Source organism: Paenibacillus violae (genome assembly GCF_032461945.1).
GTDB classification, from domain to species: domain Bacteria; phylum Bacillota; class Bacilli; order Paenibacillales; family NBRC-103111; genus Paenibacillus_E; species Paenibacillus_E violae.
On sequence record NZ_JAWCUD010000012.1, the window covers coordinates 126,883 to 141,008 of the forward strand.

The window sequence follows — 14,126 nt, forward strand, 5'->3', positions numbered from 1 at the left end:
GAGGCCCCCAGTTCCCTTAAGATACACCTATGCAGCGTTCTCCCAGGTTTTTTACTGTTCCTCAACCATAAAACTCCATCCCCCGCAGCTAGCAACAAAAAAACCACTTGAGACAACGATACCCTCATCGTCTCAAATGGTCTTATCTCTTACGGTATATTCGTTCCTGCGGAACGTACTCCTCATAATGCACGCCTTCCGGCACGAAAAGAATGGACTCTTTCTTGCCTAACCCGAGGTACCCTCCGCCGACCAAGCTGCCGTGAAACAAGCTGTGTACTTGGGTCTGCAGCTTATGATCGAAGTAGATCAAGACATTGCGGCACAAGATCACATGAAATTCATTAAAAGAGCCGTCCGTTGCCAAATTGTGCTGTGCGAACATCAAGTTATCCTTCATGACCGGCTGGAAGTAAGCGTACTGATGATCCGTTGTGTAATATTCGGAGAAAGCTTTCGTCCCGCCGGAATCCAAATAATTTTTGGTGAAGTATTGCATCTGCTTAAGCGGGAAGGCCCCTTTTTGCGCGGCATCAATCGCTTTCTCATTCATATCCGTTGCATAGATCTTTGTTCGCTCCGCCAAGCCCTCTTCCTGCATCAGGATCGCCATGGAGTACACTTCCTCCCCCGTCGCGCAGCCGGCATGCCAGATGCGAATCTCGGGGTACTTCCTGAGCTCAGGCACGACCCGATTGCGAAAAGCGCGGAAAAAGCTGGGGTCTCGGAACATCTCGGTGACGCGGATCGACATGTCATTGAGCAAGCGGTCCACGAAGCCAGGTTCATGGAGAACCTTCTCCAATAGGGCGGTGACGTTCGGCAGCTTCTCTGCTTTCATGCGATTCAGAACCCGCCTCCGTAAGGAAGAACGGACATAGTGGCGGAAATCAAACCCGTACATTTGATACAGGCCTTCTAAGAGGAGATTAATCTCAATGTTTTGTCGTTCATCCTCATAAGGCGGGTTCTCCAAGTCGACGGGCTCCTCCACAAGCTTACGATTCAATGTTTTTTCACCTGCTTCGTTAGCCATACACGCATGAGCGAAAATAGCTGATCCATATTTAGCGGCTTCGTAATATAGTCGGAAGCGCCGGCTTCCAGACATTTCTCCTTCTCACTTTTCATCGCTTTGGCCGTAAGGGCGATAATTGGCAGTTCATGCATCTGCAGTTCTCCTCGAATCGCCTGCATGGCCTCATAACCATCCATGACCGGCATCATGATGTCCATCAAGATGAGATCGTACTCGGCGCCTTCGCCTAACATTTCCAGGGCATCTTTCCCGTGATCCGCTACATCCACGGTAACTCCCTTCGTCTCCAGCGCAGTAACGAGCGCGAAAACGTTGCGCGCATCATCGTCGACGAGCAGCACTCTTTTGCCTTGGAACAGCTGCGCATCCGAATGGATGACATCCACGTCCCCAATCATCGTTTCAACCGATGAAACGGCAGACGGCGCCACAGCTTGCGTAGAAATAATCGTTCGCTCTTCCACGGCTGCGGCAATTTCCCCTCCATGAGGGTCATTGCCAGGCGACCCGTTATCCTGCTCCGTTTCAATTGCGTTAGGCACGTAGAGCGTAAATGTACTGCCCTTGTGCACCTCGCTTTTCACAACAATGGAGCCCCCGAGCAGACGCGTAAACTCGCGGCAGATGGATAAACCAAGCCCTGTTCCGCCAAATTGCCGGTTGGTTGTGCCATCCACCTGGCGGAACGCTTCGAAAATGACCTGCTGCTTGTCGATGGGAATCCCGATACCGGTATCCGTAATCGAGATGGCAAGTACTTTTTCTGCCGGATCTCTGCGCAGGAGCTCCTTCACACGAACCGGGTCGGCAAGCGCGATTTTCATCATCACGGAACCTTTTTCGGTAAATTTAAACGCGTTGGAGAGCAGATTCTTCAATATTTGCTGTAGACGCTGACCGTCCGTCTGAATGACATTCGGCACATCCGGATCCAAGGTGATGTCAAAGTCGAGTCCCTTTTTCTCCGCGACCGGAGCAAACATAAGCTTCATCAATTGCGGCAGTTCAGTCACATTGAAATCGTCCGTCATGATTTCTATTTTGCCCGCCTCGACTTTGGATAAATCCAGGATATCGTCGATTAGCGCCAGCAGATCCTTCCCTGCGGCATTCACCACGCGCGAATATTCCACAATCTCTGACATTTGCAAATCGCCGTTATTTTCCGCGAGCATCTGGGACAAAATCATGATACTGTTCAGCGGCGTACGCAGCTCATGCGACATATTGGCAAGGAAGTCGGATTTGTACTGGGAGCTCGTCTTCAGCTTTAACGAATAATCTTCCAGCTCGTCTTTGGCCTTCTTTAATTCCAACGCCTTTTGCTCAGAGAAATGGTTCTGCTCTTCTAAGAATTCGTTGGTCATGCGCAGCTGTTCCTGCTGCATTTGCAGCTCTTCCGACTGCGCCTGCAGCTCCTCGGATTGCGCTTGAAGCTCTTCCGTCAATATCTGAGACTCCGATAGCAATCGCTCTACTTCCATGCGGCTGCGCACATTTGTGATGGCCGAACCAAACTTCTCTTGCAGCGAGTCAACCAAGGTCAAATGCTGAGCCTGGAACGTATGAAGAGACGCTAACTCGATGACAGCCTCTGTGTGACCATTCACAAGAATCGGCGCTACCAGCAAGTTACGGGGGACCGAAGCACCTAAACCAGACGTAAGTTTCACATGATTTTCCGGCAGGTTATCGATGAGGAAAATACGCTGATCCACCGCACATTGACCAACCAAACCTTCTCCCAACCGGAAAACAGCCGCAGCAGGATCCTTTCCGGACGCCGCATACCCGGCTATTTTCACATAGCGAGTTTCCTCCCCGACGTTTTCACGTAGGTAGACAGCCCCATAAACACTATCCAGCATTGGCGCTAATTTGCTTATAAAAGTTCCACCCAAACAGCCGATATCATTAATTCCTTGATACAAAGTGGCGACTTCGGCGATATTCGTTTGAATCCAGTTTTGCTTCTCCAAATCTCCCAACATTTCATTGGTGGCTTCCGCCAACTCTCTTATTTCATCATGGCTGGTCAGTTCAATTCTCGACGTCAGATTCCCTTCGGAAGATGTAATATAACGAATCATTCTCGTAACTTGCTTGATCGTACTCGTAATAGAATTAGATAAGACCAGTGCTACAATTATTGCAAAAATAGAAATGATGCCAAGAAGCGTGAAAAGCACAATTTTAAGATTTTTATTACTTTGAGCGAGCTGCTCAGCTCTAGCCGTCGTCAGCTGCTTTTCTGCGGCAAGAAAAGAATCAAATTGGGTACGCAGTTGATCCATCAGTTTTTTTCCTGAATTTTGCCTGAAGTAATCGTCAATTGCCGCCTGTTTGTTTTCTTTCTTCAACAGAATCACATTATCACCGGCCGTGCGGATCCAACTTTGGATGGTCGGCTTGATACGCTCCAAACTCTCTTTCTGAGCGGGGTTATAACTGACTAACTGCAGAAGCTTATTATAATTATCGAGCCATGTTTTGTTGGCTGTATCGTAGGGTTCCAAGTATTGAACGTCTCCAGTAATGATGTAGCCTCGCATGCCGGTTTCCATATCAACCATATTTTTCTGTATGGCGTTGATAAGATCATGCGCTTCCAAATCATGACTGGAGACGAAATCCACTTCCTTCTGCAGCGCATTGACACGACCGCTCACAATGAGAAGAGCAATTCCTAAGCATATGATAATAAATACATATCCCATTATTATTTTTGCACGTATATTCGCACGAAAAAATTTGCCCATAGCAGCCTCCTAGTACAGTTCATAGAGAACGTTAGTTAACATTCTACTAATCTAACTATACCATAGTTACGGAGGTAGAGAGAAAAACAACGCCTATTCCTGTAGTTTTTCTAGTATTTCATCGAGCTCCGGATCTGACTCTGGAAATGCTAGATTCATGCTCTCTAGCGCTTCTACAGCGATTTGCAGCACAGCCCAATCCCGGTACCAGCGATGATTGGCTGGCACAATGTACCAAGGCGCCGTTTCAGAGCTGCAATGCTTAAATACCGCTTCATAAGCTTCCTCATATTCGGCCCATGACTCCCGCTCTACCAAATCATTTTTATCAAATTTCCAATGTTTCGTAGGATCTGTCAGCCGATTGCGCAGTTTCGCAAGTTGGAAATCTTTCGAGATGTGGAGAAAAATCTTCACGATTTTCACGCCACCGCTCTCCAATAATTTCTCAAATCGGTTAATATGCTTGAATCTGCTCTTCACTTCCGACCCGCTAATCCAATTATGGACTCTCGTGATAAGCGCATCTTCGTAATACGAACGAATGAAGGCTCCGATCATCCCTTTGGCCGGTGCAATCTGATGAGCGCGCCATAAGAAATCATGAGCCGCTTCTTCTTCCGTTGGCGCACGGAAACTGTTTACCCGGAACCCCTGCGGATGCAACCCCCCAAGAGCATGCTTAACGACGCCATCTTTGCCGCTGCAATCCATCCCCTGTATAACAAAAAGAACGGATTGCTTCTTCTCGGCGTACAGCTTATTTTGCAGTGCTTCCAGCTGCTCTTTCAATCGTTCAACCTCAGCTTCTACCTCTTCCCTGTCATGGACGGCTCCGGTATCATTGGGGTCGATATTCGCTAAACGAAACTTTTTTCCATATTCCAATTTAAAATGCTTGACTGGCATAGGCCGGCCTCCTCTAAGGATTGGGTGTAAGAACTGCCTTCAGTTTCAGTATTGCCCGCTTCTGAATACGGGAAACACTCATCTGGGATATCCCTAGCTGATCCGCAATTTGACGCTGTGAGAGCCCTTCCTGATAGATAAGATGAATGACTTTCTTCTCTTCCTCTTTCAAGCAGGTCATCGCCTCTTCCAGATCCATTCGTCTCTCCAGGGATTGATATTCGTCGGTCGACCCGGCAATCATATCACCAATCGTCGCACTATCCCCTTCACTGTTCAGTGGCGTATCCAGCGAGGTGTAATGATAATAGTCTCGGCCAGCCAGTATTTCTATGGTCTCTTCTGTGCTAAGCTCCAAATAAGCCGCCATTTCATCGATATTCGGCGACCGTTCGAGCTTGACGGTGAGCTCATCCAGGGCTCTTTGAACGAGGGCTCCTTTCTCCTTAATTCGTCTCGGAACCTGTATGTACCATGACTTGTCACGCAAATAGTTCTTCAGGTGACCGATCAAGCTTTTCATCGCATAAGCTTCAAATGGAGTATCCAGTGTACTATCGTACTGGGTGAACAGCCGCAGCAAAGACATCTGCCCGACCTGATACAGATCCTCATAGAGATCAGGACGGCTCCGTGACATCTTGCCGACTGCCATACGAACGATAGGTTCATAGTGCAGCAGCAGTGCCGTAGCCGTCTCTTGGCAAGCCGTCTCTTTATAAATTTTCATTTTCACATACATGTCATAGAGAGGCTTGTTGGATGATGCATTCACATTCATACCATTTCCTCTTTTCTATTCATCTGCCCTGTTAGCTGCTTCTTCAAAACAACCTGAGTGCCTTTGCCGCTGTCCGTTAACACCTGCACATCGTCCATTAAAGCCTGCATGAGGAACAATCCTAACCCCCCTACCGCCGCTTCACTAATGGATTTATGATGCAGAGCAACCGTATCGGATTCGGCTTGCACATAATGAAAGCTATTCCCTTCATCCTTAACACTAATTTGCAAAAATCCGTCCTGCTGCTCGTACTGAATCTCAATGGTTCCAGGCTGCCCCTGTTCATAAGCATGCAGAATGGCATTATTGCAAGCTTCTGCTACAGCCACCTTCATATCTTCAATATCTTCAAATGAGAAGCCCGCTTTAGAGGCCACACCGTATAAGGTAAGTCGGACAATATCTAAGTATTCCGCCTGTGCGGGGATCGTAAGGCCGATGTATGGGTTCATATAATTTCTTCTTTCCTTTCTGCTCTGCCTTGATTATGAATTTGCAGTTCTCCGTCCACCAAATAGCGGGCAACGCCTGTGATTTCAAATAAACGTTGAATTCTGGCGGGAATATGCTGAATACGGAAGGGTGCGCCCATCGTAGCTCTTACTTTAAGCACCGAGACAATTAAACCTATCCCCGTGCTGTCAATGTAACGCAGCTCTTTTAAGTCTAAGGTTAATTGCTGATCACCCTGAGAGACGACAGAATCCAAAACGGCCGCAAGCTCGGAGGCTGCTGACAAATCAAGTTCCCCGCTTAAGTATATAATATTTTCTTCCCCATTCGATTGCTTATAAACCGTAAATTTGCGTATGTTCACAAAGATAGCTCCTTCCTATTTCATGCTGCCCATATGAGGCGTCTTTTTGGATTTAAACTTCTTCCACATCTCGACCGAAACTGCCGCTCCCTGCAAAATCGTTTGCCATCTGTGGCTTAATGACGGCGTATCTTTCGGCAATCGCGTTTGTTTCACCGCGTCGATGAAACCTGTGGCTGATTGTTTCATAGAAGATGTAAGTTCGTGGACGACTTGACCAACGTCGTTCACGGAGCTGAACAGATGATTCAACTTTGCCAGCTTCGCACGAACATCTATAGCCATCTCATTGGTATTGAGAATAACGTCCTGTACTTCGGAAGAAATCTGCGTGACTTCGTCCTTCATTTGCCCCATCGTCAGTGTGATCTGATCCAGGGACAGCTTCAGTGATTTCAAGGTTTGAATCAAATAGAAGACAAGGAATACGAAAGCTATGGCAGCAAGGACTGCGCTAAGTTCGACCAACATGTCAATCACCCCTGTTCGCTTGATTAGTTTGCTTGATTACTTATCGTTACCCGTATCGCCGAGAAATGAAACAGCCCTCCATGAATTTCCAGATGTTTCTATGCTATGTTTCAAAAGTGAACCTCCCGGGTAAAGACAAAATAGAAACAATCAAACAATCCTATAAGATGAATGGAGGAATTTCCCATGGCGAAAACCGCATTGAAGGAACATGCCATTACCGAAACGTTGGACAAGCAAGTAGCGAACTTCTCAATACTATATATGAAACTGCATAACTATCACTGGTATGTAAAAGGAGAAAATTTCTTCACGCTGCATCTAAAATTCGAAGAGTTGTATGGGGAGGCCGCGCTGCATCTGGATGTTATCGCAGAACGAATGCTTTCATTGCGCGCCGTGCCAACCGCTACCCTGCAGGAGCACCTGGAGCTTGCTTCCATCAAAGAAGCTAGCAAGGGGGCTTCCGCAGCGGAAATGGTGAAGCAGTTGGCAAGCGACTTCACCCTCATCTGCTCGGAGTTGACAGAGGGAATCGCACTTGCCGAAGAAAGCAAGGATCAGCCGACCGCTGATATGCTGATCGGGATTCGCGCTTCGCTTGAGAAGCATAGCTGGATGCTGGAATCTTTCCTCGGCCGCTAAGATGCTATGGGCTGACTTGGCCCGGTCTAGGGCGGGCTTGGTCGGGGCGGGCTGGGGTTGATCCAAGGGGAACTACAGGCCCTTATTCTAGCCAAATCGCCTGCTTTCGGGTCCCGAACGGAACTACAGGGCGCTATTGCACATTTGAGCTTGTAGGGCTAAAATAGAGGACCGTAGTTCCCGCTCCCCGATAGAAGCATCGATTTTCGAGAAAATAGCCGATCATAGTTCCCTTAACCACAAAGGGCTATCTCCATAGGTCATAATTGACCCTAGAGATAGCCCTTTTTTATACATATTTAACGAGAGTGACTTCCGTCCCTTGCTCGGTGTTGACCGTCACCTCATCCATCAGCGCTTGCATGAGATACATGCCAAGGCCTCCAGACTGCAGTTCGCCGAGTGTCCGGCCATCCGGAGGTTCCGACTGCACTTGTTGACTCTGGTAATCAAATCCGGGGCCGTCATCTTTCACTTTCACAATCAGCCTGCCTTCACCAAGCTCAAAACTGATTTGGATTTGCCCCAGCATGGCCGACGTCTCCCCATGAAGCACCGCATTGTTGCAGGCCTCCGAAACCGCTACTTTCATATCCTCGATATCCTCATAGGAAAACCCCAGCTTAGAGGCAACCCCGTAGAGACTAAGCCTGACGAGGTCCAGGTACTCCGCTGCTGCGGGTATGTGCAGACGAACGACGTTCATGCGGTTCCTTCGATCCCTTCATTAAGAAATCCGGAAATGCCTGTAAGGTCAAACAGCCTTTTAATACCGGATGGAATATGGCGTACGGCAAACGGCGCTTTCAACTCATCGCGTATTTTCAAAGCAGAGACCACAATACCGATCCCCGTGCTATCGATATATGTTAATTTACCTACGTCTAGAATTAACGCCTTATCGGTTCTATGAACAACCGCTTCGAGCGCATGGCGGAACGTTAAAGCTGCTGCCAAATCGAGTTCACCGCGGATATGAAGCTGTATAGATGTCTCCAATTCTTCTTGATCAACTTGGAACTTTTCTACGGACATGAGCCACACTCCTTCTATGTGATTTGCTCTTTCAAGTGTAACAAGTGCCCGGCCTTTATACAAGGTTTACAGCCAAAAGCCGGATCTACCGGGCATTTCAGGACATGCAACGAAGCCGGCCAATCCGGCCTGCCTCCGCTTACAATACTCCGCTCTTCTCCGCTACAAAAGGATGGGCGTACTCGCCGCAAATGACCGCTCCCTGTTCGACAATGACCTGTTTGTCCAAAATAACCCGGTCCAAATAGGCGCCTGCCTGAATCATGCAATCCTGCATGATCACGCTATTTTTGACATGTGCTCCAGCATGAACGGCAACCCCGGGAAATAGGATACTGTTCTCCACGTAGCCTTCTATTCGGCAGCCTGGCGCGACGAACGCATTGCGAATCAAAGCCTGCTGATGACAGGCAATCGCGGCCTCGTCCTCTTTTCGCGTGTACACAGACTCTTGATGCTCCATGAACTGCCTCCATCCATGCGGCTGCAGCAGCTGCATGCTGTGCGCATAGTAACTGTCGACGGAATCCATGATCGCCATGTAGCCATGATTGGCATAACCTTGTACATGAAGCCGGTCCAGCTCCTCCCATATCGCCTGTTTCAAATCCATGGCTCTTCCGGACTTCAGGCTCATCTCAATGAGATCAATCAGCAGCTTGCGCTCCAGGACCATCGTATCCAGATCAATATTTTGCGGAACGAGACTTGGCAGCGCATGGTAGGTGGGAGCGGCACCAACAACCCGGCCTTGATCATTCATTTTTAATCTATAGGCATGTCCAATATGCGCATGACGATCCATCTCCGTCAAATGTTTGAAAAGTACCGTAACGTCCGCTCCGCTTCTGAGATGGTAATCAATCATTTGATCATAATGGGAATGATAAATAATACGGCTGGGTGCAAGCAAAACGTACTTCTCCGCTCTGGATTTCAAGGAATCCAGATTGTTATCCAACTGAAGCTCATCGTCATGCTGGACGGCTAGTGTGTGCAGCGCTTCTAACCCATAGTGCCGCCCGTTTCCGATATGCTGGAGCAGGGACTCTGCCTTCGGAGTCGCCAGCACCACTACCTCTTGAATGCCTGCATTGCTCATATTGGAAAGTGCAAAATCCGCTAACCGGTACCGGCCGGCAAAAGGCACCGCCCCCACGCACCGGTCACGGGTAAGTGTGGACAAATCGCTTTGCTCATTCATGAGATTAAGGAAACCAAGAACATTCTCCATACGGCATTCCTCCTCTGGGCTTAAACGAAATTCAGCCGCGTACCGGTCAATGTAGCAGGTATAGAGGCTGGATAGTGACGTCCAATCACGGATTTCTCGCCGACAACAGTAATGCCCGGATTCCCTGGCTTGCCTACGATAGCGCCGTCTTTAATAATTGATCCTTCCCCAATAATAGCGTTAAGGATAAGGGCGTGCTCCCCAATCTGCACGCCGGGCATAATGACGCTGTTCAGCACCCGGCTATGCTTGCCGACCTTCACACCATCGAATAGAACCGAGTGACTGACATTGCCGTAGACAGAGACGCCATCCCCTATTTCGGCGTTATTAACCCGCGCGTCAAGCGCCACTTGGCTTCTGGGGAAGTTCCGTTTGGCCGTCAGCACAGGCCATGCCTCCTGATTCATCTGCAGCCTCGGATTATAACCAAGCAAATCCATGTGAGATTCCCATAGGCTTTCTATCGTGCCAACGTCCTTCCAGTATCCTTCAAAAGGATAGGCTGACACATGCGCCCCTGCAGCCAATAGCCCGGGAATAATGTCATGGCCAAAATCATGGCTTGAAGCCGGATGATCCGCATCCTGCTCCAAACAGGACTTCAGGAACTCCCAGTTGAATATGTAAATCCCCATGGAGGCTAAGTTGCTGGCCGGTTTGAACGGCTTTTCCGCAAAAGCGGTAATCCGATGCTGCTCATCTACGCTAACAATCCCGAACCGGCTGGTTTCCTCCCATTTCACCGGTATAACCGAAATCGTGGCATCCGCGCCGGTTGCCTGATGATGTTCCAGCATCGTCCGATAATCCATGTTATAAATATGATCGCCGGAGAGGATCAGCACATAACTCGGGTTATGCTCCTGCAGATAAGCCAGGTTTTGATAGACGGCATCTGCGGTTCCCTTATATGCATTAGGTGCTCCGGCCTGCCGCTCCAGAACGGAAATGCCGCTGCCGCCACTTCCAGCACCTTCCACCTGCCAAACGTCCCCGCTCCCGATGTGCGCATGCAAAACAGCCGGTTTATACTGCGTCAGCACGCCAATCGTACCGATTCCTGAATTGCGGCAATTGCTCAAAGCGAAATCAATCATCCGATATTTCGCTCCAAAATGAACCGCCGGCTTCGCCATATACCTCGTTAACGGACGAAGCCTGCTCCCTTCTCCGCCAGCCAACAGCATAGCTACACATTCCTGCTTTTTCATCATCATCTCATCCTTCCCTTTGGTTTTTTTTGAAAATGACAGCCGCCAGTGGCGGTATCGTTACCTGAATGCTGTAAGGTTGATTCTGACACGACCACTCTTCCGCAGTCTGTGCAGACTCATTCATCACACCCGATCCACCGTATTCTGGGCGATCACTGTTAAATACTTCTTGATATTGCGCAAGCTCTTTCACTCCAATACGGTAACCTTCGTGTGTTTCGGGTTTGAAATTACAAACCATAAGGAGGTCTTCATTCTCCTCCCCTTTCCGGCCAAATAACACCAGACCGTCCGCCGTATCCTCAAAATCAATCCCTTCAAACCCATCAGGCGCATAATCCCGCTCCCACAGAGCCTTCTCCGATATATAGAAATGATTTAGTGTCTTCACAAAATGTTGAAACTGTTGATGTTTACGATCCTGCAGTACATCCCACGTGAGTGCCGCTTCCGAGTCCCAATCCTGCTCCTGGCCGAATTCGCTGCCCATGAACAGGAGCTTTTTGCCGGGATGCCCGATCAGATAGGCGTACAGCACACGCAGATTGGCAAATCGCTGCCAGCTGTCGCTTCCCGACATTTTACCCAGGAGAGACTTATCCGGATTAGCCATCTCGTCATGCGCATAAGGGAGGATATAATTCTCATCCCATGCCTGTTGCAGCGATTTCGTCAACTGCGGTTCCAACCCGCTGCGTTCCTCTTGATTCTTTTTCATATAGTCGATTGTGTTCCACGTAAAGCCTAAATTCCATTTATAATTAAAACCCAGTCCGCCCTGTTCAACCGGCTTGGTTACTCCCGGGTATGAACTGGAATCCTCCGCCATCATCAAGGCGTTCGGGTATCTGGCGAAGATGACGGCATTCAGCTTTTGGAGAAAAGCGATGCCTTCCAAATTTTCCTCGCCACCCTCGTTATTCGTGATGCAGTCATCTTCCGACCTGTCAAAATTCAGCGTCAACATACTGTACACCGCGTCGACACGCAAGCCGTCAATATGATAAACATCCATCCAGAACAAAGCATTGGAAATTAAAAAGCTATGCACTTCGGGTTTCCCGTAATCAAAAATATAAGTCCCCCATGTCGGATGCTCGCCTTTACGGTTGTCCGCATATTCGTACAGCGGTTTTCCGTCGAATCGGGCTAATCCGTGAGCGTCTTTGCAGAAATGCGCCGGCACCCAATCCATAATGACGCCGATCCCCATCTGATGGCAGCGATCAACCAAATACATGAACTCCTGAGGCGTTCCGAAACGACTCGTCACCGAGTAATAGCCCGTTATCTGATAGCCCCAGGATTTATCCAGCGGATGCTCCATAAGCGGCATAAGCTCGATGTGCGTAAAGCCATGGGTCACGACATAGTCGACTAACTCGTCCGCCAATTCTCTATAGCTGTAGAAGCCGCCGTCTTCCTTGCGCTTCCAGCTGCCCAGATGCACTTCATAAACCAGAAGCGGCTGCTGTAGAAATTGGTGAGATGTCTTCCCTGCAAGCCAAGCTTCATCCTGCCAAGCATAACCTTCCAAGGAAGTCACGATGGAAGCGGTTCCGGGTCTAAGCTCAGAAGAAAACGCGTAAGGGTCTGACTTCAAATAACAATCATCCTCTGACGTAATAATTTCATATTTGTATAAAGTACCTTCCTTCAATTCGGGGATAAAAAGTGTCCACACACCGTCTGACACCGTCATGCCATGATTCCTGCCATCCCAACCGTTGAAGCTGCCCGATACGTTCACTTGCTTTGCATTTGGTGCCCACACGGCGAAATGGACGCCTTTCACAGCATCTTTTTCCTCCAAGTGAGAGCCCAGAAACCGATAACTTTGATACTGCGTACCCTCATGAAATAAATATAGAGCGTCTGAACTGGGTGACGATGTCATCGTTGTCATCCATTTTCCTCCCCGCCATCGATTAACTTCATGCCTTTTATTACCCCCGTTATCGCCTATTGAAACAAAAAATGCACAAGCCGCCCAATTTATGGGACGAACTTGTGCATGTATCCATTTCTTATTAATAAATGCCAATTACGAAATGCTAATCATGACCAGACACATATCGTCCTGTGGAGCCTCGCTTTTGTCATGCGGATAGATCCGCTCCACCAGATCCTCTGGATCGTGTACGCTGCCAGAAGACTGCAGACCTTGCCGTATTTTCGCGATACCATCCTGTTCCTCATCATCCAGCCATTCCGATAGACCGTCTGTGAATAATACAATACGCGCCTCTTGCTCATAACGAATTACGCCTTTCGTTACTTCAATTTCCTCAAAAAAACCAATGGCGCAGCAGCCTTCCGTCAACAGCTTCACCTCGCCGTCCAACTCCGCAATGCCTGCGGGGTGCCCCGCATTCACATACTCAATCGTTTGTTTCTCCGTATCCAGCACCAAGTAGATCGCCGTAAAATAATAATTGATCAAACTGTCCGATTGATGCAGCTGATGCATCCTGCCATTCAACTCGCGCATCACACCCTCCGGATCGCAAATATGCGTGATGGTGTCCTTCAAAGCCGAATAAATATACATACACACCAGGGAAGACGAAATACCGTGCCCCATCATATCCAGCAAAATAACACCATACCGATTCGGTCCAATCGGATACCACGCGTAGAAGTCCCCCGCCAATTCCGACGATGGCTTATAGACCGCAGAGATTCGGATATCTTCCTCCTCTATGGGGTTGCTGAGCACGCTGCGCTGTACCTGTTTTGCCAAATCCAGCTCATATTTAATCCGCTTATCCCGCTCTTTGTGCCAATCCTTCTCATATTTCAAACGGAGCGTCGCACGGATTCGGGCAAGCAGCTCCACCTTATTAATTGGCTTCATTACATAATCAAGCGCCCCTGCATCCAAAGCCTCAGCGAGCTTATTCGAATCCCCCATCGCCGTCACGAAAATAATGGGAATATCCCGCAGCCTCTCATCTGCTTGAATCGTGCGACAGGCCTCTACGCCATCGATCTCCGGCATCATCATATCCATTAAGATGAGATCTACCGGCACCTCTGCCGGACTGGGGGAATGCATATCTAATAACTGATACAGCTCTTTCGCCGAGGACACCATTTGAAGATCCGTGTATCCTGCTTTAAGCAGTATTTTTTCAATAATTAGTAAATTTGTCGCGTTATCGTCCACAATGACAATGCTCATCGTCATAACCCCTTTCGGGTAAAAGTTAACTG

Annotated in this window: 14 protein-coding genes; 1 reads left to right on the forward strand and 13 read right to left on the reverse strand. The window is 48.6% G+C overall.

Going from position 1 to position 14,126, the window contains the following annotated elements:
• Positions 1–142 precede the first annotated feature (142 nt).
• The 7 genes from RQP52_RS28525 to RQP52_RS28555 form a co-directional block, all read right to left on the reverse strand.
• Positions 143–1,036, reverse strand: coding sequence for a CheR family methyltransferase (locus RQP52_RS28525; RefSeq protein WP_315954989.1), 894 nt, complete (start codon positions 1,034–1,036; stop codon positions 143–145).
• The gene (locus RQP52_RS28530; RefSeq protein ID WP_315954990.1) at positions 1,006–3,798 is read right to left on the reverse strand and encodes a CHASE3 domain-containing protein; all 2,793 of its coding nucleotides are present in this window, start codon (positions 3,796–3,798) and stop codon (positions 1,006–1,008) included. The genes RQP52_RS28525 and RQP52_RS28530 overlap by 31 nt, the downstream gene beginning before the upstream one ends.
• Before the next feature lie 93 nt (positions 3,799–3,891).
• Positions 3,892–4,707 (reverse strand): PPK2 family polyphosphate kinase, encoded by an 816-nt coding sequence (locus RQP52_RS28535; RefSeq protein ID WP_315954991.1) that lies wholly within the window; start codon positions 4,705–4,707, stop codon positions 3,892–3,894.
• Positions 4,708–4,720: 13 nt separating this feature from the next.
• Positions 4,721–5,488: a sigma-70 family RNA polymerase sigma factor gene (locus tag RQP52_RS28540; RefSeq protein ID WP_315954992.1), complete on the reverse strand. Its 768-nt coding sequence runs from the start codon at positions 5,486–5,488 to the stop codon at positions 4,721–4,723.
• Positions 5,485–5,943 (reverse strand): anti-sigma B factor RsbW, encoded by a 459-nt coding sequence (gene rsbW / locus RQP52_RS28545; RefSeq protein ID WP_315954993.1) that lies wholly within the window; start codon positions 5,941–5,943, stop codon positions 5,485–5,487. Before rsbW (RQP52_RS28545) ends, RQP52_RS28540 begins: the two co-directional genes overlap by 4 nt.
• A complete protein-coding gene (locus RQP52_RS28550) occupies positions 5,940–6,308 on the reverse strand; it encodes an STAS domain-containing protein (RefSeq protein WP_315954994.1) in 369 nt (122 codons plus the stop codon). The genes rsbW (RQP52_RS28545) and RQP52_RS28550 overlap by 4 nt, the downstream gene beginning before the upstream one ends.
• A gap of 15 nt (positions 6,309–6,323) precedes the next feature.
• On the reverse strand, positions 6,324–6,779 hold the full coding sequence (locus RQP52_RS28555; RefSeq protein ID WP_315954995.1) for a DUF948 domain-containing protein: 456 nt from the start codon (positions 6,777–6,779) through the stop codon (positions 6,324–6,326).
• Between the two features lie 186 nt (positions 6,780–6,965).
• Between RQP52_RS28555 and RQP52_RS28560 the strand changes: the two genes are divergently transcribed.
• Positions 6,966–7,424 (forward strand): Dps family protein, encoded by a 459-nt coding sequence (locus RQP52_RS28560; RefSeq protein ID WP_315954996.1) that lies wholly within the window; start codon positions 6,966–6,968, stop codon positions 7,422–7,424.
• 289 nt (positions 7,425–7,713) lie between these two features.
• Here the strand turns inward: RQP52_RS28560 and rsbW (RQP52_RS28565) are convergent, their stop codons facing one another.
• From rsbW (RQP52_RS28565) to RQP52_RS28590, 6 genes are all read right to left on the reverse strand, one after another.
• Positions 7,714–8,130 (reverse strand): anti-sigma B factor RsbW, encoded by a 417-nt coding sequence (rsbW, locus tag RQP52_RS28565; protein ID WP_315954997.1) that lies wholly within the window; start codon positions 8,128–8,130, stop codon positions 7,714–7,716.
• Complete coding sequence (locus RQP52_RS28570) at positions 8,127–8,459, reverse strand: STAS domain-containing protein (protein ID WP_315954998.1); 333 nt, start codon at positions 8,457–8,459, stop codon at positions 8,127–8,129. Before RQP52_RS28570 ends, rsbW (RQP52_RS28565) begins: the two co-directional genes overlap by 4 nt.
• Before the next feature lie 139 nt (positions 8,460–8,598).
• Positions 8,599–9,693, reverse strand: coding sequence for a glucose-1-phosphate adenylyltransferase subunit GlgD (glgD, locus tag RQP52_RS28575; RefSeq protein WP_315954999.1), 1,095 nt, complete (start codon positions 9,691–9,693; stop codon positions 8,599–8,601).
• Positions 9,694–9,713: 20 nt separating this feature from the next.
• A complete protein-coding gene (locus RQP52_RS28580; protein ID WP_315955000.1) occupies positions 9,714–10,907 on the reverse strand; it encodes a glucose-1-phosphate adenylyltransferase in 1,194 nt (397 codons plus the stop codon).
• A gap of 7 nt (positions 10,908–10,914) precedes the next feature.
• Positions 10,915–12,816 (reverse strand): 1,4-alpha-glucan branching protein GlgB, encoded by a 1,902-nt coding sequence (gene glgB / locus RQP52_RS28585; RefSeq protein WP_315955001.1) that lies wholly within the window; start codon positions 12,814–12,816, stop codon positions 10,915–10,917.
• A 138-nt stretch (positions 12,817–12,954) separates the two neighbouring features.
• Positions 12,955–14,094, reverse strand: a complete 1,140-nt coding sequence (locus RQP52_RS28590; protein ID WP_315955118.1) for a fused response regulator/phosphatase — start codon at positions 14,092–14,094, stop codon at positions 12,955–12,957.
• Between the last annotated feature and the right edge of the window lie 32 nt (positions 14,095–14,126).

What these genes read in the sequence shown, in the direction of transcription:
- glgB (WP_315955001.1), bottom strand. Translation starts at nt 12,816, where the DNA reads ATGACAACGATGACATCGTCACCCAGTTCAGACGCTCTATATTTATTT.
- RQP52_RS28580 (WP_315955000.1), bottom strand. Translation starts at nt 10,907, where the DNA reads ATGAAAAAGCAGGAATGTGTAGCTATGCTGTTGGCTGGCGGAGAAGGG.
- RQP52_RS28525 (WP_315954989.1), bottom strand. Translation starts at nt 1,036, where the DNA reads ATGGCTAACGAAGCAGGTGAAAAAACATTGAATCGTAAGCTTGTGGAG.
- RQP52_RS28570 (WP_315954998.1), bottom strand. Translation starts at nt 8,459, where the DNA reads ATGTCCGTAGAAAAGTTCCAAGTTGATCAAGAAGAATTGGAGACATCT.
- rsbW (WP_315954997.1), bottom strand. Translation starts at nt 8,130, where the DNA reads ATGAACGTCGTTCGTCTGCACATACCCGCAGCAGCGGAGTACCTGGAC.
- RQP52_RS28530 (WP_315954990.1), bottom strand. Translation starts at nt 3,798, where the DNA reads ATGGGCAAATTTTTTCGTGCGAATATACGTGCAAAAATAATAATGGGA.
- RQP52_RS28590 (WP_315955118.1), bottom strand. Translation starts at nt 14,094, where the DNA reads ATGAGCATTGTCATTGTGGACGATAACGCGACAAATTTACTAATTATT.
- RQP52_RS28535 (WP_315954991.1), bottom strand. Translation starts at nt 4,707, where the DNA reads ATGCCAGTCAAGCATTTTAAATTGGAATATGGAAAAAAGTTTCGTTTA.
- RQP52_RS28540 (WP_315954992.1), bottom strand. Translation starts at nt 5,488, where the DNA reads ATGAATGTGAATGCATCATCCAACAAGCCTCTCTATGACATGTATGTG.
- glgD (WP_315954999.1), bottom strand. Translation starts at nt 9,693, where the DNA reads ATGGAGAATGTTCTTGGTTTCCTTAATCTCATGAATGAGCAAAGCGAT.
- RQP52_RS28555 (WP_315954995.1), bottom strand. Translation starts at nt 6,779, where the DNA reads ATGTTGGTCGAACTTAGCGCAGTCCTTGCTGCCATAGCTTTCGTATTC.
- RQP52_RS28560 (WP_315954996.1), top strand. Translation starts at nt 6,966, where the DNA reads ATGGCGAAAACCGCATTGAAGGAACATGCCATTACCGAAACGTTGGAC.
- rsbW (WP_315954993.1), bottom strand. Translation starts at nt 5,943, where the DNA reads ATGAACCCATACATCGGCCTTACGATCCCCGCACAGGCGGAATACTTA.